Source organism: Nonomuraea sp. NPDC049421 (assembly GCF_040677005.1).
Taxonomy (GTDB): domain Bacteria; phylum Actinomycetota; class Actinomycetes; order Streptosporangiales; family Streptosporangiaceae; genus Nonomuraea; species Nonomuraea salmonea.
This window is the reverse complement of sequence record NZ_JBFAQA010000036.1, coordinates 35,511-56,453: the sequence shown is the minus strand read 5'-3', so window position 1 is coordinate 56,453 and position 20,943 is coordinate 35,511. Positions and strand designations below refer to the sequence as shown.

Below are 20,943 nucleotides of genomic sequence, written 5' to 3'. Positions count from 1 at the left end.
CCCGACCTAAGCACCGCCCCACGCACAGCCCTCGCCACCCCGACCTAAGCACCGCCCCACGCACAGCCCTCGCCACCCCGACCTAAGCACCGCCCTCGCCGCCCCGAACGCCACCTTCACCGCTGCCTCCCGCCCCCTCGCCACCGCACCTTGAACCCCGCCCCCGGGGGGCGCCCCCATGCGGAACGCAACCCCACGTGAGATGCAACCGCACGCGAATGCCGGTTCCCGCGATGCAACCGCACGCGGACGCCGGCCCCCGCGATGCAGCCTCACACGGACGCCGGCCCCCGCGATGCAGCCTCACACGGACGCCGGCCCCCGCGATGCAGCCTCACACGGAATGCAGCCTCTTGTGGGATGCCGGCCCTCGAGATGCAACCCCACCCTCACCGCCAATCGGCGCACCCTCACCGCCGCGTTCTCGCACGCGGGCCGACCCCGTACCGCCGCACTGTCCCCGACATCACCCTCGAACCACGATTCGGGCTGTGCAACCTTCCGCCAGCGGACAACCTCGGCGAGGAGCAGCCCCGCGTCCTCGCGTACTTTCCTGCATCCCACAACTTCTGCCGAGCAAAGGTCCGTCATCCCGCCTCACCTCCTCGCACACCGTTGGGGTCGGTACAATCGCCGCCTGTCCGAAGGAATGGCCAGTCCAGGCACCGTCGCGTTTTTGACCCCCCGTCGTGCCTGCTACGGCCCCAACACCGGAGATTCCGTGTGAGCCGCACTAGCTCCGGATACGTATCACCACATGAACGATGTGCGAATCGTCTTCAGGAAATACGGCGGCGCACTGCACTGGAACCACCCCGGCCGCGTGCTCGGCGAGGACGAGCACGGCGTCTGGGCGGACGTGCCCGGCGGGACGTTAGCCCGTAAAGGCGATGCCCCTCCTGTCACCTGGAAGACCCCGGTCACCATGCTCTTCCCCCGGAACGCCTGGTGGACTGCCTCATTTCACATCCCGCCCCACAAGAGCGACCTCTACATCGACGTCACCACGGTCCCGGAGTGGAGAGACGACGAGGTCACCATGCTCGACCTCGACCTGGACGTCATCAGATTGAGGAACGGACGTCTCGTTCTCGACGACGAAGACGAATTCGCCGAGCATCAGCTTCTCTTGAACTATCCCACCGAGTTGATCAAACGAGCGGAAGAATCAGCACGCTGGCTTCTCGACGCAGTCGCGAAAAGGCAGGGCCCGTTCGGTGGAGCGCACTTGGCCTGGCAAACAAAAGCATCATGAATGCATCGCACTGAGACCTGATCGAAAACTAAGGCGATCATCATCAACACCCTGATCACACATCACCCGGCGGCCGCAACCAGCCCACTTTCATAAGCCGCGATAACGAGCTGTGCCCGATCCCGGGCCTCCAGCTTGGCCAGCAACCGGGTGATGTGTGTCTTCACTGTCGCCAGGCTCACTTGCAGATGGGCAGCTATCTCGTTATTCGACAAGCCTCTCGCGATCAACATTAACACTTCCCTTTCCCGCTCGGTGACGCCGTTCAGCCCTTTCACCCTCGGCAGAACGGGAGCCCGCGTGAACTCCTCGATCAACCGCCGCGTCACCGCAGGCGCCAGCAGCGCTTCTCCCCGGGCGACCACGCGAACGGCGGCCAGCAGATCCGCAGGCGGCGTGTCCTTCAGGAGGAATCCGCTGGCCCCCGCTCGGAGCGCGTCATACACATAAGCGTCAAGGTCGAACATGGTCACGACGAGCACTCGGGAAACATCTTTGATACGGCGCGTGGCTTCGATGCCGTCCATTTCGGGCATCCGTACATCCATCAACACCACATCAGGCCGCTGCTCCAGCGCGACGGCAACGGCTTCCGCTCCAGTCGCCGCCTCGCCCACCACCGTAAGGTCAGGTTCAGAATCGACCAGTACGGTGAAACTCCCTCGAATAAGCGCCTGATCATCGGCGACGACCACGCGAATCACAAACCCTCCCCATAAGGCAATGTCGCGAAAACCCGGAACCCCCGCCCACGACGGCTCCCCGCCTCGAACGTACCGCCGTACATACTGACCCGCTCCCGCATGCCGATCAGGCCATGCCCCGCGCCATCGGACGGCAAGGTGCGTTTCCTCGGGCCATCATCAAGCACCTCAATCCGCACCTCCTTCTCATCCGCCACCACCGACACCCGGCACCGAGCAGGTGCGGCGTGCTTGACCACGTTCGTGAGCGCCTCCTGCACGATGCGGTAGACCGACAGCCCCACACCCTCAGGCAGCCGCGCCCAATCCCCGACATGACCAGCCGACGACCCACCATCCGCAGAACCACCGGCTGCAGAACCGCCAACCGCACGACCATCGACCGCATGACCGCCAGCCACAGGACCATCAACCATCGAGCTGCCCACCGCCGAACCACCAGCTACCGGGCCACCCACCGCAGAACCGCCGGCCGCAGAACCGTCGACCACCGAACTACCAACCGCAGATCCGCTGCCCCCAGAACCGCTGGCCCCAGAGTCGGCGGTCGCCGGGCCGCTAGCCGCCGAACCACCGGCAGCAGCATCCGGTGCGAAGTGGAGGTCGAGGTCCACGTCCACCCCCGCCAGCCTTACCTGCTCCGCCAGCCGCTCGATGCCGGCCGGCCCTGGCGCCGGCGCGCGGTCGGGAGTGTCCGACGATCTCAGCACGCCGAGCAGGTGACGCATTTCCACGAGCGCGCTCCGGCTGGCCGTCTCGATCACGCGCAAGGCGTCGTGCGCCTCCTGCGGTCTGGACGCGAGAACGTGATTGGCGACCCCCGCCTTGATGGCGATCAGTCCCACGCTGTGCGTGACCACGTCATGCAGCTCGCGAGCGAGCCGTAACCGCTCCTCCGTGACGGCCTGCGCCGCCAGCCGCTCGGCCTCACGCGCCGCGTACGACCTGCGCTCCTGCACCGCCCTGCCGATCGTCCACGCCCCGCCCAGCGCCCCGATGCCCAGCAGCGGCTGGTCGAGATGGACCATCCAGTCGGGCGCACCGACTCGCGACGTGCCGGCCACCGTCAGCCCCAGGACTGTGACCAGGCTCACCGCCGCGATGGCCGACGTCGGCACCACCGCGCCGAGTCTGTCGGACAGGGCGACGATGTACAACGCGTACGCGGGAGCCAGGTATGCATGGCCCACCGCGCCGACCAGCGCGGCATAGAGGGCGAGCACCAGCGTGAGGCAGAAGACGGGCATGGGCCACACCCTGCGCACGGCGAGCGGCAGCCCCAGCCCGAGCGGAAGGGCCAGCCGCATCCATGGCGGCATCGTGACGGCGTTGACCATGACCGTGAAGAGCAGGAACGCCAGGCACAGCCCCGCGACCAGGTCGAGCACGACCAGCTGGCGCCGGCTGAGGCGCCTGGCGAAGAAGGGATGCGTGTCGTTCACGCGTTGAACCGTAGCCGCTGCGGCGGCGTGGCACGTCAACCCAGGGTCTGACCTTGAAGTTCGAACCGTGGTCCGACGCGCCGGCCCGCCGCCGCCCAGCATTCTTTACGCCGTGATCGAACTTCAGCACCTGACGAAGCGCTACGGCTCCACCCTCGCCGTCGACGACCTGTCCTTCACGGTCGAGCCCGGTCACGTCACCGGCTTCCTCGGCCCCAACGGCGCCGGCAAGTCGACCACGATGCGCCTGATCCTCGGGCTCGACGCGCCGACCTCCGGCCAGGCCCTGGTCAACGGCCGCCGATATACATCGCTGCGCAGACCGATGCACGAGGTCGGCGCGCTCCTCGACGCGGGCGCGGTCCACGGCGGCCGCAGCGCCTACAACCACCTGCTCAGCCTCGCCCTCACCAACGACATCGGCCCCAAGCGCGTCTCCCAGGTGCTCGAGCAGGTCGGCCTCGCGGATGTGGCACGGAAACGCGTGGGCGGTTTCTCCCTGGGCATGAAACAGCGCCTCGGCATCGCCGCCGCGCTGCTCGGCGACCCCGGGGTGCTGATGTTCGACGAGCCGGTCAACGGTCTCGACCCCGACGGCGTGCGCTGGATCCGCGACCTCATGCGCGCGCTGGCCGCCGAAGGCCGCACGATCCTGCTCTCCAGCCACCTCATGAGCGAGATGGCCCTCACCGCTGAGCGCATCGTCATCGTGGGCCGGGGCAGGCTCATCGAGCAGGCCACGGTCGCCGAGCTGACGGCCCGCTACCCCTCGCTCGAAGACGCCTACCTCGCCCTGACGGCCGGCAGCGTGCAATACGGAGCCGCCCGATGAAGTCGGTCCTCGCTTCGGAGTGGGTGAAGCTCCGCTCGGTCCGCTCGACCTACCACGCGCTCGGCGCGGCAGCCCTCATGGTGGTCCTGGGCATCGGCTGGACGCTTTACGTGCGCGACTTGGCCGACGTCCGCGGCACGCTGAGCGCAGCCGCTCCCGAGCAGAGCATCCTGCCACTCCTGCAGATCAGCCTGGCCGTGCTGGGCGTGCTGACGATCACTTCCGAGTACGCCACCGGCCTGATCCGCACCAGTCTCGTCACGGTCCCCAAGCGGGGTGCCTTACTCCTGGCCAAGGCCGCAGTGGTGGGGCTGGCGACTTTGGTGATGGCCAACGCCGTACTCCTGGTCACCTTCGCCGTGAGCCGCCTGATCGCGAACGGCCGCCATCTCGGCTTCAACGAGGTTTCGTTCGCCGAGAGCTGGACCACTGTGCTCGCCTCTGGCCTGTCAGTGACCGCCCTGGCACTGGTGGGGCTCGGCTTCGGCGCCGCCATCCGCTCCACGGCGGGTGCCATCGCGTCGCTGGTCGCGCTGCTGTTCGTCGTGCCGGGGGTGGTCACCTACCTGCCGTCTCCGTGGAACGCGCGCATGGCCTCGGTCCTCCTGCCGAACCTCGCGCCCCAGATCGGCGGTCAGCGCGTGTCCTCGCAGTTAGGAGACGGCTACCTGCCGCCCTGGGCCGCGCTGGCCTTACTCGTCGCGTACCCGACCATCGCCCTCGTCCTCGGCTACTCCGCTCTCAAACGGAGAGACGCATGACCGGCGGCCCCACCGAACGAACGATCGTGTCCCCGCAAGTCCTCGCCTCGACCCTGACAACCGGCCCTCGCCTGACCCTGTGCTGCCCGACGCATACCCAGCCCTGTGACCGTACGGCCCAACGCACACCCGCACGCGCGACAACTCGACAGGCACCCGCACGTGACGACCCGCAACACCTCTGCACCTGACGACCGAACGCACGCCCGTACGGGACGACCCAACACACACCCGTTCGTGACGACCCGACATACGCCAACGCATGTCGGCCCCACGCATTACCTGCGCGTGCGCAAGGACCCGAAGACGGCCTGCCCCTGACGACCGACGTGCTCCCTGTTCCCTGATAACCCGGCAGATCCTGCCCCACCTTGACGACGGAGTGGATGCGAAATGAGCGTTCTGACCTCTGAATACGTGAAAATGCGGTCGGTCCGCTCGACCTACTTGACCGTCGGCCTGGCCCTCAGCACCATCCTCCTGGGCCTCGCGCTCGCCGTCACGGCCGCGGGCACGTACGACGCCGCCTCACCCGGACGGCAGGCCACCGCCAGGATCGCGTATCTGGAAGAGGTGTTCGTGATCGTCCCTCAGCTGGCGATGGGCGTCCTCGGCGTGCTGGCCATGACGTCCGAGTACACGACGGGCCTGATCAGAACGAGTTTCGCGATCGTGCCCCGCCGCTGGCCCCTGCTGGCAGCCAAGGCGGCGACCATCACGGTCCTGTCCCTGGTCGTCGGAGCAGTGGCGGTCTTCGGCACGTACGCGGCGGTAAGGAGTGCGGTCGGCGACCGATTCGCCGGCGCCTACGTCACCGCCTTCAGCGACCGGCTGCCGCTCCTGATCGCGCTCACCTTGACGGTGCCCGTGTTCGCGCTGCTCGGCCTCGGATTGGGGGCGCTCCTGCGCTCACCGGCGGCCGCGATCGCCGTCGTCGCAGGTCTCGTCTACGTGTTGCCGATCATCATCGGCAACCTCCCCGAGCCCTGGAGCGAGACCCTCGGGTCACTGATGATCGGCGCGTTGCCCCGCCAGCTCATCGGCGACAGCAACGCCTCCTCGGTCTACGGCTCATTGCTGTCCCCGCTGGGAGCAGCCGCCGTCATGATCGGCTACGCGGCCGTCCCGCTTCTCGCCGCCACCGCACTGGTACGCCGAAGGGACGTCTGACATGCGTAACCACAAGGCGACGCGCAGACCGCCGGCCACCGGGCGGGTACGGCAGGCGAAGCCACCTGCCGTACCGTCCGGAGGCTCACACCTCGAGCACCACCGGGATGATCATCGGCCGACGACGGTAGGTGTCGCTCACCCAGCGACCCACCGTACGCCGCACGACCCGGCGGATCTCCTGCGTGTCGATCACGCCGTCCGCGGCCTTCTCCTCCAGGGCCCGCTGGATCTGCGGGATGAACTCGTCGAACTGCGCCGGATCGATGCCGGACCCACGCGCGTGGATCTCCGGCCCCGCCGTGAGCTTGCCGGTGTTGGAGTCGACCACGACGACCACGGAGATGAACCCCTCGTCACCGAGGATCCTGCGATCCTTCAGGGACGTGTCGGTGATCTCACCCACGGACGAGCCGTCGACGTAGACGTATCCGGCGTGAACGGCACCCGCGATCCGCGCCCGCCCGTCGACCAGGTCCACCACGACGCCGTCCTCGGCGATCACGATGTGGTCCTCCGGCACGCCGGTGAGCTCGGCCAGCTTGGCGTGCGCCCGCAGGTGACGCCACTCGCCGTGCACGGGCATGAAGTTGGAGGGACGCGTCAGGTTGAGCACGTACAGCAACTCGCCCGCGGCCGCGTGACCGGAGACGTGCACCTTGGCGTTGCCCTTGTGCACGACGCGGGCGCCCCACCTGGTCAGGCCGTTGATGACCTTGTTGACCGCGGTCTCGTTGCCGGGTACCAGCGACGAGGCCAGCAGCACGGTGTCACCCGCGGCGATGCGGATCGGGTGATCGCGGTTGGCCATCCGCGACAGCGCCGCCATCGGCTCGCCCTGGGAGCCGGTGCAGATCAGCACCACGTCCTGGGGCGGCCATTCCTCGATGTCGCGGGAGTCGACGATCAGCTCCGGCGGCACCTTGAGGTAGCCGAGGTCGCGGGCCACGCCCATGTTGCGCACCATCGACCGTCCGACCAGCGCCACCTTGCGGCCGTGCTTGGCGGCGGCGTCCATGACCTGCTGGATGCGGTGCACGTGGGAGGCGAAGCTGGCGACGATGACGCGCTGCTCGGAGGTGCGGATCACCTCGTCGATGACGGGCGCGATCTCCCGTTCGCTGGTGACGAACCCCGGCACCTCGGCGTTGGTGGAGTCCGACATCAGCAGGTCGACGCCCTCGGAGCCGAGTCTGGCGAAGCCGCCGAGGTCGGTGAGACGGCCGTCGCTCGGCAACTGGTCCATGCGGAAGTCGCCGGTGTGCAGCACGATGCCGGCGGGCGTCCTGATGGCGACGGCCAGAGCGTCGGGGATGGAGTGGTTGACCGCGAGGAACTCGCAGTCGAAGGGCCCGAACACGTGCCGCTCGCCCTCGACGACCTCGCGTTTGACGGGCTGGATGCGGTGCTCGGTCAGCTTGGCCTCGATCAGCGCGAGGGTGAGCTTCGACCCGATGAGCGGAATGTCGCGCCGCTCGCGCAGCAGGTACGGCACCGCCCCGATGTGGTCCTCGTGGGCGTGCGTCAGCACCACGGCTTCGACGTCGTCGAGCCGGTCCCTGATGTATTCGAAGTCGGGCAGGATGAGGTCGACACCCGGCTGGTCAGGCTCGGGGAACAACACCCCGCAGTCGACGATCAGCAGGCGGCCCTCATACTCGAAGACGGCCATGTTCCTGCCGATCTCCCCCAACCCGCCGAGCGCGACGATGCGCAGGCCGCCCTCAGGCAGCGCCGGCGGGGGGCCAAGCTCAGGATGCGGATGGCTCATGCCCGGCCCCCATGGTCAGATCTTGTTCTCAAAACTCCCGGTTCCTCCCCGTTCCTAGGTATCTGTCAACTTCACCCCGCCGGCCACCAGGCAAGCACGCAGCTCGGCGATTTGCTTCTCCGTGGCGTCCACGAGCGGCAGCCGTACCGGACCGGCCGGCATCCCCACCAGGCTCAGTGCTGCCTTTGCCATGATCGCGCCGCCCGCGCGCAGCATGATCCCGTCCACGACGGGAGTCACCTGGTTGTGCACGGCCAGGGCCTGCGCGATGTCGCCGCTCTTGTGCAGCTCGATCATGCGAGCCAGCTCGGCCCCGACCACATGACCGACGACGCTCACGAAGCCGGCCGCCCCGAGGGAGAGCCAGGCCAGGTTGAGCAGGTCGTCGCCGGAGTAGAACTTGAGGTCGGTCGAGATCATCACCTGGCTGGCTGCGAACAGGTCGCCCTTGGCGTCCTTCACGGCCACGATGCGCGGGTGCTGCGCCAGGCGCAGCAAAGTCTCAAGCTTGATCGGTACGCCACTGCGTCCCGGAATGTCGTACAGCATCACCGGCAGGTCGGTCGCGTCGGCGACGGCGGTGAAGTGCTGGTAAAGCCCCTCTTGCGGCGGCTTGTTGTAATACGGCGTCACCACGAGCAGGCCGTGGGCGCCTGCGCGCGCCGCCTGCTTGGCGAGCTCGACGCTGTGACGGGTGTCGTTGGTCCCCGCCCCCGCGACCACGGTCGCGCGGTCGCCGACCGCGTCCAGCACAGCGCTCACGATGCGCTGCTTCTCCTCGTCGGAGGTGGTGGGCGACTCACCGGTCGTCCCGTTGACGATCAAACCGTCGTTTCGCTGCTCGTCCACCAGATAGGTGGCAAGACGTCGCACAGCCGCGTAATCGACCTCACCGTCGGGGGTGAACGGCGTGACCATCGCGGTCAGCATACGGCCGAAGGGCGCGTCGGTGGTTCCAGTTGGCGATGCCATAGTGCGAACGCTACCCGGATTCAGAAATCCATTGGACGTCGCCACCCCGCTTCGCCTGCCCGGAGCCGTGTTTTGCCCCTTCCGCCAGCATCTGTACGCCTCAGCGCACGACACCGGACGACCCAGCCGACCGTCACGACACATCGCCGTGGCCGGTCGCACTCCCTCATCGCAGGGTACCCGGCACCCAGACCACCTACGCCACCGCGGCACTCGCCCACAATCCCCAGCGCATGTGCGCTTCCCTCTCGCGAAACGGTCGAACCAGCCTGCATCGCCATGAAGCCAGCCCCTTAAGGGTGCGCTCCAGCGGAAACCGGCGTAGAGCTCGCTACTCGGGACCCCGCATCCGGAGCCGGTGCAGCGCCACGCGAAGCAATCTTCTTGGACATGACCGCGCAAGTCAGTGATCACTCAGGCATACGCATCCCCTGGCGCACGAAAGGGAACAAGGCGGCGCGGACGTACTGGGACAGGCCTCGACATGACGGACGGCCGATGCGGCCGGGCTGAGCGGAAGGTCAAGAAGACCTTGGCTTCGAACCAAGAAAAGGTGGTCCCACCTGGCCGTACGTCACTAAGGTAGGCGGCGGTCAGGCAAGGCCGACATGGAAGAGGTCGCCGATATGTGCTCGGGGGTACACACATCGACGACCTCTATCGGAGAATCGGCCGCCCTTACACCGGCGTTACAGGGTTTCTCCGATAATTTTCCGCCATCGCAAAGTTGGGGCTCCAGCGTCCTTCGATGACGGTCGGTTACCTGCCGAATACGGCAACATGGGGCAACGCCTCACACGAACCCCCAGGGATGGACTAGTGGCCACCTCAGATCCGGTCTACCTGCGTGTCGTCGAAGACATCCGGCGACAGATCACCGACGGCACCCTTCCCCCCGGCGCGCCCATTCCTTCGCGGGCGCAGCTGACCCGCAAATATCAGGTCGGCGAGACCGCCGCCCGTCATGCGTTGCGCGTACTCGCGGGCGAGGGCCTCATCATCGGCCGCGTGGGCTCGGGACATTACGTCCGAGAACGTCCCGACCTGACCGCGCTGCATCGATGGCGTTTCCTCGATCATCCAGCCCCCTTCGCGGCCGACCTGCAATCGCAGGGCAGACGCGTGACATGGGACTGGCACAGCGAACTCACCGAAGCCGGCCCCGACATCGCCCGGCGGCTCCGGTTGCCCGAGACGGCGACGCTGACCAGGACCCGCTATGTCTTCCGTGGCGACGGTCGGCCGCTCCAGCTCGCCACGTCGTACGAGATGCGGGAGTTCGCCTCCCACAGCGACGAGGACCGGCGGGGCTTCGTCACACGGATGTACGCGCACGGCATAAAGATCACGGAGATCGTCGAAAGCGTGCACACCCGCATCCCGCGGCCGGTGGAGAGCGATGTTCTCGACCTGGCGGCCGGCGTGCACGTGCTGCACGTGGAGCGTACGCATTGGGCGGGCGACCGGCCGGTGGAGACGAGCGACATCGTCATCCCGGGCGACCGATTCCGGGTCATGTACAGCATGCCCGTCTAGAACGGTGAGCTCCGGGCGAGCACCTTCTCTCTCGCCCGGAGCTCCCCACCTCGGTACTCATCCACGCGATACTCCCCATGCCGCCACCCAAACGGCTTTTGAAACACCCTGCCACGCCACCCTCCGAACCCTCTTCGGGAACGCACCGGGACACACTGGGCGTAGCGGCTCCAAGGTCCTGCTTCAGGCAACACCGAGAGACGCTTTGTCGCCCGTCGGGCTGAAATACCCCGTCGCACCGGTCCCTGGCCGGGCCATGACCTCGCATGGCCACGACCCTCCGCATGCACACATAGGCCCTTGCGGACCTTTCCAAGCGTGCGCCTCGCTAGCCATGCTCCGCCGCCGGCTGCACTTAATCAGGGGGCTTGGCGGCCATGCGGATCCCTGCTCCGAGCCGCCCTGACCAGCCGGGCGCCTTCGTGCAGAGCCCAGCCCTCCGTTACATGTCCTCAGCCGGGACACCTATCTCCCCGGCAACGCCCACTTCTTCGCGGCTGCCCTCTGAGCCGCAGCGCGGCCCATCCCTCCTGGCGAATGTCCGAGTTCGAGCGGCGGCGCGGCTGACTTGGGACCGATGGACCGCGGAGGCAGTCGTGGGATACGTGACGCGAGGTGCGCAGTGGCGCGGAGATGACCGAAGCGGGGCCTGCCGCTAACCCTGTACCGAGGAAGTACCTGTGGTTCAGCTTGGGCATCTGGACCTCGCCGCGAGCGGGCGGACACAACCCCGCACGACCAGGCACGCCCGGCGCGGGACGGACACCACCGCACGCGGAAGCGGGCGAGCAGAGCGCCGAAAGCACGCGAGGATGCGCGGCGCAAACGTGCACAGCGCAAGGGTGCGCGGCGCAAGGGTGCGCGGTGCAGTACAAGGAGGTTACGTCCACGGAAGCGGCGCAAGGGTCTGACCTGCTTACAGGCACGGCGCCGGGAAATGGTGACGGCCATCGCGTGATCCTCCGAAGGCGCAATTAAAGATCGAAGGGAACCACGTGATGGCCGCGACAACAGTGTGCCGCCTGACCTCCGGCTGGCGCAGCAAATCGGGACCGGGGACCCCGGCTTGTTGCGGTTCACGGTGAAGACCATGACCGAGACATTGACCTCGACCGAGTCCTACTACCTGTGCGGCGCCGACTACGGCAGCGGCGCGAAGGTGCGCGGCGCGCGGGGAGCGGCGCGCGGGGTGCAGGGTGCGCGGGGAGTGGCGCGCGGGGTGCGGGGTGCGCGGGGAGTGGCGCGCGGGGTGCGGGGTGCGGCGCGCGGGGTGCGCCCGCCGTCGACAGACGCTCGGTCCTCTCGTCCCCTCACACCACCGCCCCCTCATGTCCGCGAGCCCCCACCCTCCGGTGTCCTCGCACCCCGGACGTCCTCGCACCCCAGCGCCCGGTCTCCCTGCCCTCAGGCGCCAAGCCCTCGGGCCGCGCGCTCTCGGCGTGTCCCCGCCTATGCGGGCCACAACTCTTTGCTGCACGTTCTCAAGTGACGCCGAGTCCTTTGGATCGTGTGCTCCTTGAAGGACTCGATCAGTGAGATGCGCCCCAGGCAGCGGGTGTCCACGGCGGCCTGGAGGACGGGGTTTCGGTGGGTGGGGTGGGAAGGTGCCGATAGTCGGAATTGGGGCGTTTGCGCAGGTCAGAGATTGTCGGTGGGCGTTGATAGAACGGGGGCGGAGGTTGTCGATGCGAGTCAAAGACCTGTCCAAGGGTGATCGGCCGCGCGAACGGCTCATGGCCAGTGGGGCCGCCGCGCTGGCCGATCGTGAATTGCTGGCCGTGCTGCTCGGTTCCGGGTTTCGGGGAGCCAGCGCGCTCGACCTGGCCAGCCAGGTGATCGAGCACTGTGGGGATCTCGATGGGCTCAGCCGTTCGGATCCGCACCGGTTAATCACGTTGCCCGGGATCGGGCCGGCCAAGGCGGCGCGGGTGACGGCGGCCTTTCATCTCGTACGCCGAGCGGAGGCGTGGCCCGAGCGCGAACGCATCACCAGCACGTCCGACCTCGCCCACGCCTGCGCGCCGCTGCTCCACGACCGCACCCAGGAGCGGCTGGTCATGGTGGCGTGCGACACCGGTGGGCGGGTGCTCAAGCGGGCGGTGCTGACCGAGGGCGGCAGCGATCACACGGTCATGCCCATACGCGAGGTGATCAGGGAGGTGCTGACGGCGGGCGGCGCGGTGTTCGGGCTCGCTCACAACCATCCGGGCGGGTCGCTCGATCCGAGTCCGGAAGATCTGGAGGCCACGGCCCGGCTGCTCGAGGCGGCGGACACGGTCGGATTGCGGCTTCTCGACCACGTGATCATCTCAGGTGGGGCTTGGAGGCGCATTCCGCTATAAATCAAATTCCCATCGGACGATGGAGGCAGGTTTCCGCAAACGGCATGATCCCGCGTATAGCGTCGAACGGCAGTTTTCCAAGGGATGACCATGAGAATCTAATCGCGCGGGTAGGCCGTTATGGACGTCAGCCGGCCGATACTCGCCGTGGACATGGCGTCATGCCCCCTTGAAGTCGCACGGGGCCATGTCCATGGTCCTGCGTGTGATCCCGGGTGAAGCCCGTTCCTCGTGAGTGAGGTCTGGGCAGGCGCGTTGCCCGGGATCATGCGCGGACACGCGGGGTGCGTGGGCGACGGCTGCTGTGGGCGTGTCATAGTCAGCGGTCTCCGGTGCACAGTGCTGGGCCATGGCGCGTACCAGGCACCCACTGCACCCTGGTCACCGGGCGGGCGGCGACCCCGTCCGGTGACACTGCGTCCTTCGACCTTCCTCACAAGGTCCGCAACAGAAAGTCGGAGCCACCGGTCGGAAAGCTCTTCACCGGAGGCCGTTCAGAGGGCAAACTGTTGTCCGCGGCCATCGCGCTCGATGTCCTTCGAACTGCGTCTTCGGAGGATCGCGATGGCCGTCACCATTTTTCCGGTTTTCTGCACCGCCTGTGCGTAATCATGATGTGTACGCATGTGCCTGAGTAGTGGATATACGTTCCACTCCGTCCGCTGACTGCCAGACAGTGATGTCCGTGAACACTGCTGTCCGTGAACGCCCCATCGGCGCGGTCGGCGGCAATTCTTCCGGTACGCACCACGCGGTTCGGCGCTCACCACATGTTTTTATTCCAGGTTCGCGGATCTCCTGCGCCGACGCCAATCAACAGTCACACTAGTGATCGCGGCCACCGTCATTCTCCCTCACCGTGAATCGTTGCTTACGCAGGGGTTTGTGCGGTGGCCGCGCTACTGTGCGATTACCACCTCGGCAGCATCTGCCCCCTAGGACGTCTGCATCTGGACGGCGGTCGTTGGGGGTCGGCCAGGTACGCCGCAACCGCCCGTCTTCCGTGGGGTGCGCGGAGACGCATCGCCGACCAGGGCAAGGGTGCTGGGCGGCCGAATCACTGACCGAGACGGGCGCACGCAGCCGAACCACCGACTGAGACGAACGCGGGCAGCCGAACCACCGACTGAGGCAGAGGCGCGGGCGGCCGAACCACTGGCCAAGGCAGGGGCGTCGTCTTAGCGACGGGCAGTGTCCGGTTCGGTGCTTGGTGGGCGGAGGTGCCGGGTGAGGGCGATTGTAAAATCCCCGGTGTGCTGGATCGCGGGGTCGTGTTCCCCTCTACGTGCAGGTTGCTGACCTGCTTCGCGATCGGATCGAGCGTGGCGAGCTCAAGGCCGGCGAGCCCGTGCCCAGTGAGGCCGCGCTCCAGAAGGATTACCTCATCGCTCATACCACCGCTCGGCGGGTGGCGCGGGAGTTGCGGGCGCGGGGGCTGGTGTTCACGGTCAGTGGGGAAGGGACGTTCGTCGGGCGGCCTGGGACGCCTCGGGCGTTCGTACATATGCCGATTTATCGGAGGATCGCTGCCGATATTGTCGAGGGGATCGAGCGCGGGGATATTGCGCCCAGACGGGCTATTCCCGGGGAGCGGGCATTGATCCGGCGATATGGGGTGGCGAAGGTCACCGTACGGCAGGCTGTGGCGTATCTGCGAGAACATGGCTGGGTGGTCACTGTGCCATATCGGGGCAGCTACGTGACTACCCCTGAGAAATGGCCCATACGTCCTGGTTCTTGATTGGGCTTCCCGCTGCCTCGCCGTTGGATATTCTTGGGGCGTGCTGAATCGCGAGGGCGACAGGTATCTTTATCTCCAGATCAGCGAGGTCATCAGGTCGCGCATCATCGCCGAACTGTCGCCTGGAGATGTGGTTATCAGCGAGGCGGGGATCCAGCGGGAATTCAACGTCGCGCGTACGACTGCGCGCAGGGCCATTCGCGTGCTGCGTAATCAAGGGTTGGTTCATACCCGGCAAGGTCAGGGGACGTTTGTCAGCGTTCCGGGTGAACTTCGGCCTGTGGGGCGGGAAAAGCCGCTTTATCGGCATATAGCCGGGGAGATTCGGGAACGGATCAAGGCCGGTGATCTGGCCGCCAGGCAGCAGATTCCCAGCGAGGTCACGTTGGTGCGGTCGTACGAGGCTGCTCGTGAGACCGTGCGGCGGGCCATTGCGCTGCTGCGCGACGAGGGGTGGGTGTACAGCGTTCCGCACCGTGGGACTTACGTCTCCCCCGAGGAGCAATGGCCGTCGACGACGACCGGCAAGTGACGTTCAGGGAAGGTCAGGGACGGCCAGGGACGGTCAAGGACGCGACCATCGGAGCACCGCGTCCAGGGCTGGTGAGGCGGCAGGTGAGCCGGGCTGTTGCGGCGCCAGGCTCGGCTCACTTGAGCAGAGCGGGCGCACAGCCTAGAGCCTGAGCCAGAGGCGGCATGAGGCTCTGGGGCCCGCGCTAAGCACAGCATGGTGCATCGTGCGGGGGCGGGTGGAGAGAGGCGACACCGTGCAGGACCGTGCGAAAGCGCTGAACGCAGCGCGGGGCGGCAACCCGGGGCGGCGGGCCGGGGCGGCAGCGCGGGACGGCAGCGCGGCGCGGCAGCGCGAGACGGCAGCGCGGCAGCGTGAGACGGCGGGGAGAGGGGGTGAGCCGCAGGGCGGGTGTGGTGAGGGGATTTTATGTGAATGGTGGGGGCGGGGGTGAGCTACAAGGGCCTTTCGGGTGTGTTCGGGGAGGGCTGGTCAGAGTAGGCGGAACCAGAGGCAGACCACGGGGGTCGAGTCGGTGACCTCCACGCCGTACGAGCGCCAGAACCCCACATGCGACTCCCCCCACTCGGCCACGGACGCGTAGCCTTCGCCTTCGGCGTTCGCGAACTCCCAGCTCACCTCACCGAAAGGCACCACCTCGACCCGGGTGATCTCGATCTCCCCCACGCGCTCCCCCGAGTCGCCGACGAGGGCGAGGCGTTCGCCGACATGCTCGATCTCCTCCCCCTCAGCCTCGTAGTCGAGGGTCAGGAGCCCGGCGGTCGCGGTCTTGTGACCGGACAGCACGAGGTCGGTCAACCGGGTACGAAGTTCGCCGGGCGTACCAAGCTCAAGGACCCGCAGTCCGTCCATCCGTGGCCACATGACCTCGATGTTAGAAGACGGGGATGACGTCCTCGGGATCGACGACGTCCACCTGCACCCCTTCGAGGTCGAGTTCGGGGATGGCGGGGAAGGCGATGCCCCAGCGTTCGACGATGGCGCGGACGCGGGCCATGGCCAGGCGCCAGTTCTCGGCCTGCTCCTCGTACGACAGCACCCCCAGCCCCGCCTGCCTGGCATGGTCGATGAGAACGCGGTGGTTGGCCAGGAAGTACGGCGGCAGCTCCCAGAACCCCTCGGGCGGCTCCCAGAGGATCATGCTGAGGAAGACGAACCCGGCTCTGAGCTGCCGGGTGATCAGGCCCCGGGTGTCGTCGGTGAGGCCGGGCCACTCGTTCTCCAGGATGGTCATGCAGATCTGGAGGTGGCGGGACTCGTCGCGCCCGATGCGCTGGAACATCTCGCCGAAGACGGGGTGCCGGGTGCCGGAGGCCATGCCGCGGAAGAGCGTCGAGGCGGCCATCTCGCCCATCATGAAGCTGGTGAACAGCACCGGCAGCGAATATCGGCCGACGGCGGCGGTGTAGCCGTTCCAGTAGCGGCCGCCGTTGTGGTAGAGCCAGCCGATGTTGTTGTGGGCGGCGGCTTCGAGGGCGTCGGACGGCGTCCAGTCGAGGGGACCGCCGGGCCACAGGCGGGCGATGGTGCGCTGGCAGCACTCCTCGTGGTTCATCTCGTCACGGGTGATCGAGAAGAAGCACTTCCTGACCGGGTCCTCCTCGTGCTTCTCGAACGCCTGGATGGTGGCGCGGGCGAAGACGGCGGGCCCTGAGGCGTCGAAGTTGGCGAGCACGGCGAACCAGTACATGATGCCCAGCCGCTGCTCGCGGGTGAACGCGGCGGGGTCGAGGGCGTCCCAGGGCAGGTCGGCGGGGTTCCAGACGACGCGCTTGGACTTCTCATAGATGGCGGCGAGCTTCTCGGTCTCGACCCGCCACTCCATCGGGTAGATATTGGGCTGCGGGATGTCCGGCGCCGGCCAGAAGCCGCCTTCCGGGATCGTGAGGTCGGCCATGGTTGTGACACCTCCTCTTCCATCGTGCGCCGAGCCGTCACGCCAGGCAAGGACCCAGTGATCATCAGGGTGGCGCGCGCAGTAGAGTGACCGCATGCCGTTCTCCACGGAGCTCGTACGCGACTTCGTGAACACCTTCGACGTCGAAACCCGGACGGACGAGCTGTCCTCCCCGGCGGAGCTGGCCCTGTGGCTGCGCGAGCGCGACCTGGCCGGCCCCCACGACCGAGCGACCGACGACGACCTGCGGACCGCGCACGAGTTGCGTGAGGGCCTGCGGGCGGCGCTCAGGCGCGAGGCGGCCGACCTGCCAGGGCTCCCCCTGCGGGTGGTGGTGACTCCGGAGGAGGGTCCTGGGCTGGCGCCGGTGGCGGACGGTGTTCTGGGCGGGCTGGCACGGATCGCCGCGGCGGCCGTGACGGCGTCGTGGGACCGGCTCAAGGTGTGCGCGGAGGGAACCTGTCAGTGGGCGTTCATCGACTCGTCGAAGAACCGTTCCCGCTCGTGGTGTTCCATGCGGGTTTGCGGCAACCGCACTAAGACACGCGCTTACCGGGCGAGGAAGCGGGGTTCGCGTCGTCCTCAAGGGTCAAACACCGATACGGTGTAACTCGTGCCTTGTGGCATGAACGGCAGGCGAAGGAGCGGGCCGAGATGGCAGACGTAGGCGTCCGGGCGGCCCGGCGCGAGGATGTGCTCCAGGTTGCGAATACTCAGATCCGCGCCTGGCGCTACGGCTATCGGGATTTCCTCCCGGAAGGTCCACTCGAGCAGATGACCGGCGCGGCGGCGGAGAAGATGTGGCTGCGCCAGTGGGACGAGGCGATCGTCGCCCCGCCCAGCCCCATGCACCGGGTGCTGGTCGCGGTGGAGACCATCCTCGACACCGAGGGTTTCCCCGCCCTCGGCGCGGGGGGCAGCGCCGCTCTGGTCACTCCTCGTGGTGGTGAGCGCGTGGTGGGTCTGGCCTCCCATGCGCCTGCCGAGGATCCCGACCTCGATCCCGGCGTGACGGCCGAGATGCTGACGCTGCTGGTCGATCCCGACTTCGTACGCCGAGGTCACGGCAGCCGCCTGCTCAACGCCACCGTCGACTACCTGCGCGAAGACGGTTTCCGGCAGATCGTCACCTGGGTGTTCGCCGATAATTACGCTGTGCTCGGCTTCCTGGAGTCGGCCGGTTGGGGCGAGGACATGGCAGAGCGCGTCCTCGACATGGGCCGCCCGATCAGGATGGTCAGGCTCAGGACCGACATCAGTTAGAGGTTTGAGGACAAAGATGGCAACCCCCGGCCAGTGGATCGCCGGCGCCCGTCCCCGTACGCTCCCCAATGCCATCGTGCCCGTCATGGTGGGCACCGGCGTGGCGATCGGCGAGGGCGGCTTCGTGTGGTGGCGGGCCGTCCTGGCGCTGCTCGTGGCGCTGGCCCTGCAGATCGGCGTCAACTACGCCAACGACTACAGCGACGGCATCCGCGGCACCGATGACCAGCGCGTCGGCCCGATGCGGCTGGTCGGCTCGCGGGTGGCGCCACCCAGGCAGGTGCTGGCGGCGGCGCTCGGCTGTTTCGCCGTCGCGGCCGTGCTGGGGCTGGGGCTGGTGCTGGTGACGCAGGCGTGGTGGGTGCTGCTGGTGGGCGCGGCGGCGATCGCGGCCGCGTGGTTCTACACCGGCGGCAAGCGCCCGTACGGCTACCGCGGGCTCGGCGAGGTGGCCGTGTTCGTGTTCTTCGGCATCGTGCCGGTGGTCGGCACGGCGTACGTGCAGACGGAGCAGCTGAGCTGGGCGGCGCTGATCGCGTCGATCCCGGTGGGCCTGCTGTCGTGCTCGATGCTGGTGGTCAACAACCTGCGCGACGTCGGCACCGACGGTGAGTCGGGCAAGCGCACGCTCGCCGTACGGCTGGGCGCCGAGCGTACCCGCGCCCTCTACGTCGCCTGCCAGGTCGTCCCCTACTTCGTGGCGCTGACGATCGTGCCGGTCACGCCGTGGGCGGCGCTGGTGCTGCTGAGCGCGCCGCTGGCGGTGCTGCCGGTCAGGGCGGTGATGGGCAAGGCGGTGGGTCCCGCGCTCATCACGGTGCTGCAGCAGACGGGCAAGCTGCAGATGGCGTACGGGGCCCTGTTCGCGGTGGGGCTGGCTCTGGTCTTTTAGGGTGGGACGGTGAAGGATTTCATCGCCGGTCTGCCGAAGTGCGAGCTGCACCTGCACATCGAGGGCACACTGGAGCCCGAGCTGAAGTTCGAGCTGGCCAGGCGTAACGGCCTGGAGCTGCCGTACGCGTCGGTCGAGGAGATGCGGGCGGCCTACACCTTCGACAGCCTGCCGTCGTTCCTGACGATCTACTACGAGGGCATGCGGGTGCTGCGCACCGAGCCCGACTTCTACGACCTGGCCATGGCCTACCTGCGCAAGGCGGCGAGCCAGAACGTCCGCTACGCGGAGATCTTCTTCGACCCGCAGGCGCACACCTCGCGCGGTGTGCCGTTCGACGTGGTGATCAGGGGGCTGCGCAGGGCGCTGCTCGACGCCTACGCGCAGCTCGGGCTGCGGGCCCAGCTCATCATGTGCTTCCTGCGCGACTTCCAGGCCGAGTACGCGATGGCGACGCTGCTGGAGTCGCTGCCGTACAAGGAGTGGATCGCCGGCGTGGGCCTCGACTCCGACGAGAAGGGCAACCCGCCGCGCAAGTTCGCGGCCGTCTACGAGCGGGCCAGGCACGAGGGCTACCTGCTGACCATGCACTGCGACGTCGACCAGGACGACGCGCCCGAGCACATCAGGCAGGCGATCGAGGACATCGGGGTCGACCGCATCGACCACGGCGTCAACATCCTGGAGGACCAGCGGCTGGTCGAGAAGGTGCTGGCCAGGGGCATGGGGCTGACGTGCTGCCCGGTCTCCAACGGCTACGTGACGGACTCGATGAAGGCCGAGGGCATCCGCAAGCTGATGGACCTCGGGGTGCGCGTGACGATCAACTCCGACGATCCGGCGTACTTCTCCGCGTACGTGACGGAGAACCTCCTGGCCCTGCAGGACGCGCTCCAGCTCACCCGTGAGGAGCTGGCCGGGCTGCAGCGCAACGCGTTCGAGATCACCTGGCTGCCCCGCCACCTCAAGGACGCCTACCTCGCCGAGGTGGACGCCTACCTCTCGTGAGCTAGCCTTAAGCTCACCGAGCACCGCCGACGAGTGCGAGGGATCATGGCCGAACGGGCCGGCGTGCCCACCGACATCGCGGAGTTCGAGCAGGCACTCGCCGAGTGCGTCGCCATCGCGGGGCGGGCGATGCCCGACTCCCCCATGCTGAGCATCGTGCTGTGCCGCGACCGCGAGATCCCCACGGTGGCCTGCTCTGACGGGGTCGCCGAGCTGCTCGACGGCCTGCAGCGGGCCACGGGGCAGGGGCCGGTGCTCGACGTGATCAGGGACGGCGGTCCCGTGACGTCCGACGATCTGCGGGCGGAATCGCGCTGGCCACGCTTCTCGGCGGCGGCCGGGCAGGTGCGCGGAGTGCACTGCGAGCCGCTGGAGTCGGCGGGTGTGCTGCTCGGCGTGCTGACGCTCTACGCGAGCCGTCCCGGCGGGTTCGCCGACGAGACGTGGACGGCGATGCGGGTGACGGCGGCGCACGTGGGGGTGCTGTTCCGTGCGGCGCTCGACGTGGCGCGCATGCGGGAGGTGGCGGGGCAGCTCAAGGAGGCGCTGACCACGCGCGGGGTGATCGACCAGGCGCTCGGCATCGTCATGGCGCAGCGCCGGTGCACCGCGCGGCAGGCGTTCGAGCTGTTACGGCAGATCTCGCAGGACCGCAACGTCAAGGTGCACCAGATCGCCGCCTCGATCGTGGAGAAGGTGAGCGGCGAGCCGGCCCGCCGCTCCCGCTTCGAAGAACCCCCGCAGAAGACATCAGGCTGACCACACGGCGCACCACCTCACGACGCGTGCCGCATCACAACAAGCGCCACATCACAACAAGCACCG

General features: G+C 67.7%; 18 protein-coding genes and 1 pseudogene. 13 read left to right on the top strand and 6 right to left on the bottom strand.

The features are described 5' to 3' along the window. Window positions 1-757: 757 nt before the first annotated feature. Window positions 758-1,255 (top strand): DUF402 domain-containing protein, encoded by a 498-nt coding sequence (locus AB0K18_RS42340; RefSeq protein WP_364926505.1) that lies wholly within the window; start codon window positions 758-760, stop codon window positions 1,253-1,255. 62 nt (window positions 1,256-1,317) lie between these two features. Here AB0K18_RS42340 and AB0K18_RS42335 read toward each other — a convergent pair whose 3' ends face one another. Next, the gene (locus AB0K18_RS42335; RefSeq protein ID WP_364926503.1) at window positions 1,318-1,959 is read right to left on the bottom strand and encodes a response regulator transcription factor; all 642 of its coding nucleotides are present in this window, start codon (window positions 1,957-1,959) and stop codon (window positions 1,318-1,320) included. After that, on the bottom strand, window positions 1,956-3,401 hold the full coding sequence (locus AB0K18_RS42330) for a histidine kinase (protein WP_364926501.1): 1,446 nt from the start codon (window positions 3,399-3,401) through the stop codon (window positions 1,956-1,958). The genes AB0K18_RS42335 and AB0K18_RS42330 overlap by 4 nt, the downstream gene beginning before the upstream one ends. A 112-nt stretch (window positions 3,402-3,513) precedes the next feature. Between AB0K18_RS42330 and AB0K18_RS42325 the strand changes: the two are divergent. The 3 genes and pseudogenes from AB0K18_RS42325 to AB0K18_RS42315 form a co-directional block, all read left to right on the top strand. After that, window positions 3,514-4,152: pseudogene (locus AB0K18_RS42325) on the top strand (ATP-binding cassette domain-containing protein); the annotation flags it as partial. 77 nt (window positions 4,153-4,229) lie between these two features. Next, window positions 4,230-4,994: an ABC transporter permease gene (locus AB0K18_RS42320; RefSeq protein WP_364926499.1), complete on the top strand. Its 765-nt coding sequence runs from the start codon at window positions 4,230-4,232 to the stop codon at window positions 4,992-4,994. Between the two features lie 393 nt (window positions 4,995-5,387). Then, window positions 5,388-6,164, top strand: coding sequence for an ABC transporter permease subunit (locus AB0K18_RS42315; protein ID WP_364926497.1), 777 nt, complete (start codon window positions 5,388-5,390; stop codon window positions 6,162-6,164). A gap of 85 nt (window positions 6,165-6,249) precedes the next feature. Here AB0K18_RS42315 and AB0K18_RS42310 read toward each other — a convergent pair whose 3' ends face one another. Together AB0K18_RS42310 and dapA are read right to left on the bottom strand one after the other, a co-directional pair. Then, window positions 6,250-7,935 carry a ribonuclease J gene (locus AB0K18_RS42310; RefSeq protein WP_364926495.1) on the bottom strand — a complete coding sequence of 562 codons (1,686 nt, stop codon included), beginning with the start codon at window positions 7,933-7,935 and terminating at the stop codon, window positions 6,250-6,252. A 54-nt stretch (window positions 7,936-7,989) separates the two neighbouring features. Then, on the bottom strand, window positions 7,990-8,907 hold the full coding sequence (gene dapA / locus AB0K18_RS42305; RefSeq protein ID WP_364926493.1) for a 4-hydroxy-tetrahydrodipicolinate synthase: 918 nt from the start codon (window positions 8,905-8,907) through the stop codon (window positions 7,990-7,992). A gap of 819 nt (window positions 8,908-9,726) precedes the next feature. Between dapA and AB0K18_RS42300 the strand changes: the two genes are divergently transcribed. The 4 genes from AB0K18_RS42300 to AB0K18_RS42285 all read left to right on the top strand — a co-directional run bounded on the left by AB0K18_RS42300 (window position 9,727) and on the right by AB0K18_RS42285 (window position 15,058). Continuing rightward, window positions 9,727-10,443: a GntR family transcriptional regulator gene (locus tag AB0K18_RS42300; protein ID WP_355430012.1), complete on the top strand. Its 717-nt coding sequence runs from the start codon at window positions 9,727-9,729 to the stop codon at window positions 10,441-10,443. A gap of 1,685 nt (window positions 10,444-12,128) precedes the next feature. Continuing rightward, on the top strand, window positions 12,129-12,785 hold the full coding sequence (radC, locus tag AB0K18_RS42295) for a DNA repair protein RadC (RefSeq protein ID WP_355430009.1): 657 nt from the start codon (window positions 12,129-12,131) through the stop codon (window positions 12,783-12,785). Between the two features lie 1,285 nt (window positions 12,786-14,070). Beyond that, a complete protein-coding gene (locus tag AB0K18_RS42290) occupies window positions 14,071-14,526 on the top strand; it encodes a GntR family transcriptional regulator (protein WP_364926491.1) in 456 nt (151 codons plus the stop codon). A 40-nt stretch (window positions 14,527-14,566) separates the two neighbouring features. Then, on the top strand, window positions 14,567-15,058 hold the full coding sequence (locus tag AB0K18_RS42285; protein WP_364926489.1) for a winged helix-turn-helix domain-containing protein: 492 nt from the start codon (window positions 14,567-14,569) through the stop codon (window positions 15,056-15,058). Between the two features lie 471 nt (window positions 15,059-15,529). On the opposite strand, the gene AB0K18_RS42280 is transcribed toward AB0K18_RS42285, so the two are convergent. After that, window positions 15,530-15,922: an ASCH domain-containing protein gene (locus tag AB0K18_RS42280; protein ID WP_364926487.1), complete on the bottom strand. Its 393-nt coding sequence runs from the start codon at window positions 15,920-15,922 to the stop codon at window positions 15,530-15,532. A 10-nt stretch (window positions 15,923-15,932) separates the two neighbouring features. Next, window positions 15,933-16,955, bottom strand: coding sequence for a hypothetical protein (locus AB0K18_RS42275; protein ID WP_364926485.1), 1,023 nt, complete (start codon window positions 16,953-16,955; stop codon window positions 15,933-15,935). 94 nt (window positions 16,956-17,049) lie between these two features. On the opposite strand from AB0K18_RS42275, the gene AB0K18_RS42270 reads away from it, so the two are divergent. The 5 genes from AB0K18_RS42270 to AB0K18_RS42250 are packed head-to-tail and all read left to right on the top strand — an operon-like array spanning window position 17,050 to window position 20,877. After that, window positions 17,050-17,565, top strand: a complete 516-nt coding sequence (locus AB0K18_RS42270; protein WP_364926484.1) for a CGNR zinc finger domain-containing protein — start codon at window positions 17,050-17,052, stop codon at window positions 17,563-17,565. A gap of 44 nt (window positions 17,566-17,609) precedes the next feature. Continuing rightward, window positions 17,610-18,218 (top strand): GNAT family N-acetyltransferase, encoded by a 609-nt coding sequence (locus AB0K18_RS42265; protein WP_364926482.1) that lies wholly within the window; start codon window positions 17,610-17,612, stop codon window positions 18,216-18,218. A gap of 16 nt (window positions 18,219-18,234) precedes the next feature. After that, window positions 18,235-19,110: a 1,4-dihydroxy-2-naphthoate polyprenyltransferase gene (locus AB0K18_RS42260; RefSeq protein ID WP_364926480.1), complete on the top strand. Its 876-nt coding sequence runs from the start codon at window positions 18,235-18,237 to the stop codon at window positions 19,108-19,110. Window positions 19,111-19,119: 9 nt separating this feature from the next. After that, a complete protein-coding gene (locus tag AB0K18_RS42255; protein WP_364926478.1) occupies window positions 19,120-20,118 on the top strand; it encodes an adenosine deaminase in 999 nt (332 codons plus the stop codon). Window positions 20,119-20,163: 45 nt separating this feature from the next. Next, window positions 20,164-20,877 carry a GAF and ANTAR domain-containing protein gene (locus AB0K18_RS42250; RefSeq protein WP_364926477.1) on the top strand — a complete coding sequence of 238 codons (714 nt, stop codon included), beginning with the start codon at window positions 20,164-20,166 and terminating at the stop codon, window positions 20,875-20,877. The last annotated feature ends 66 nt before the right edge of the window (window positions 20,878-20,943 follow it).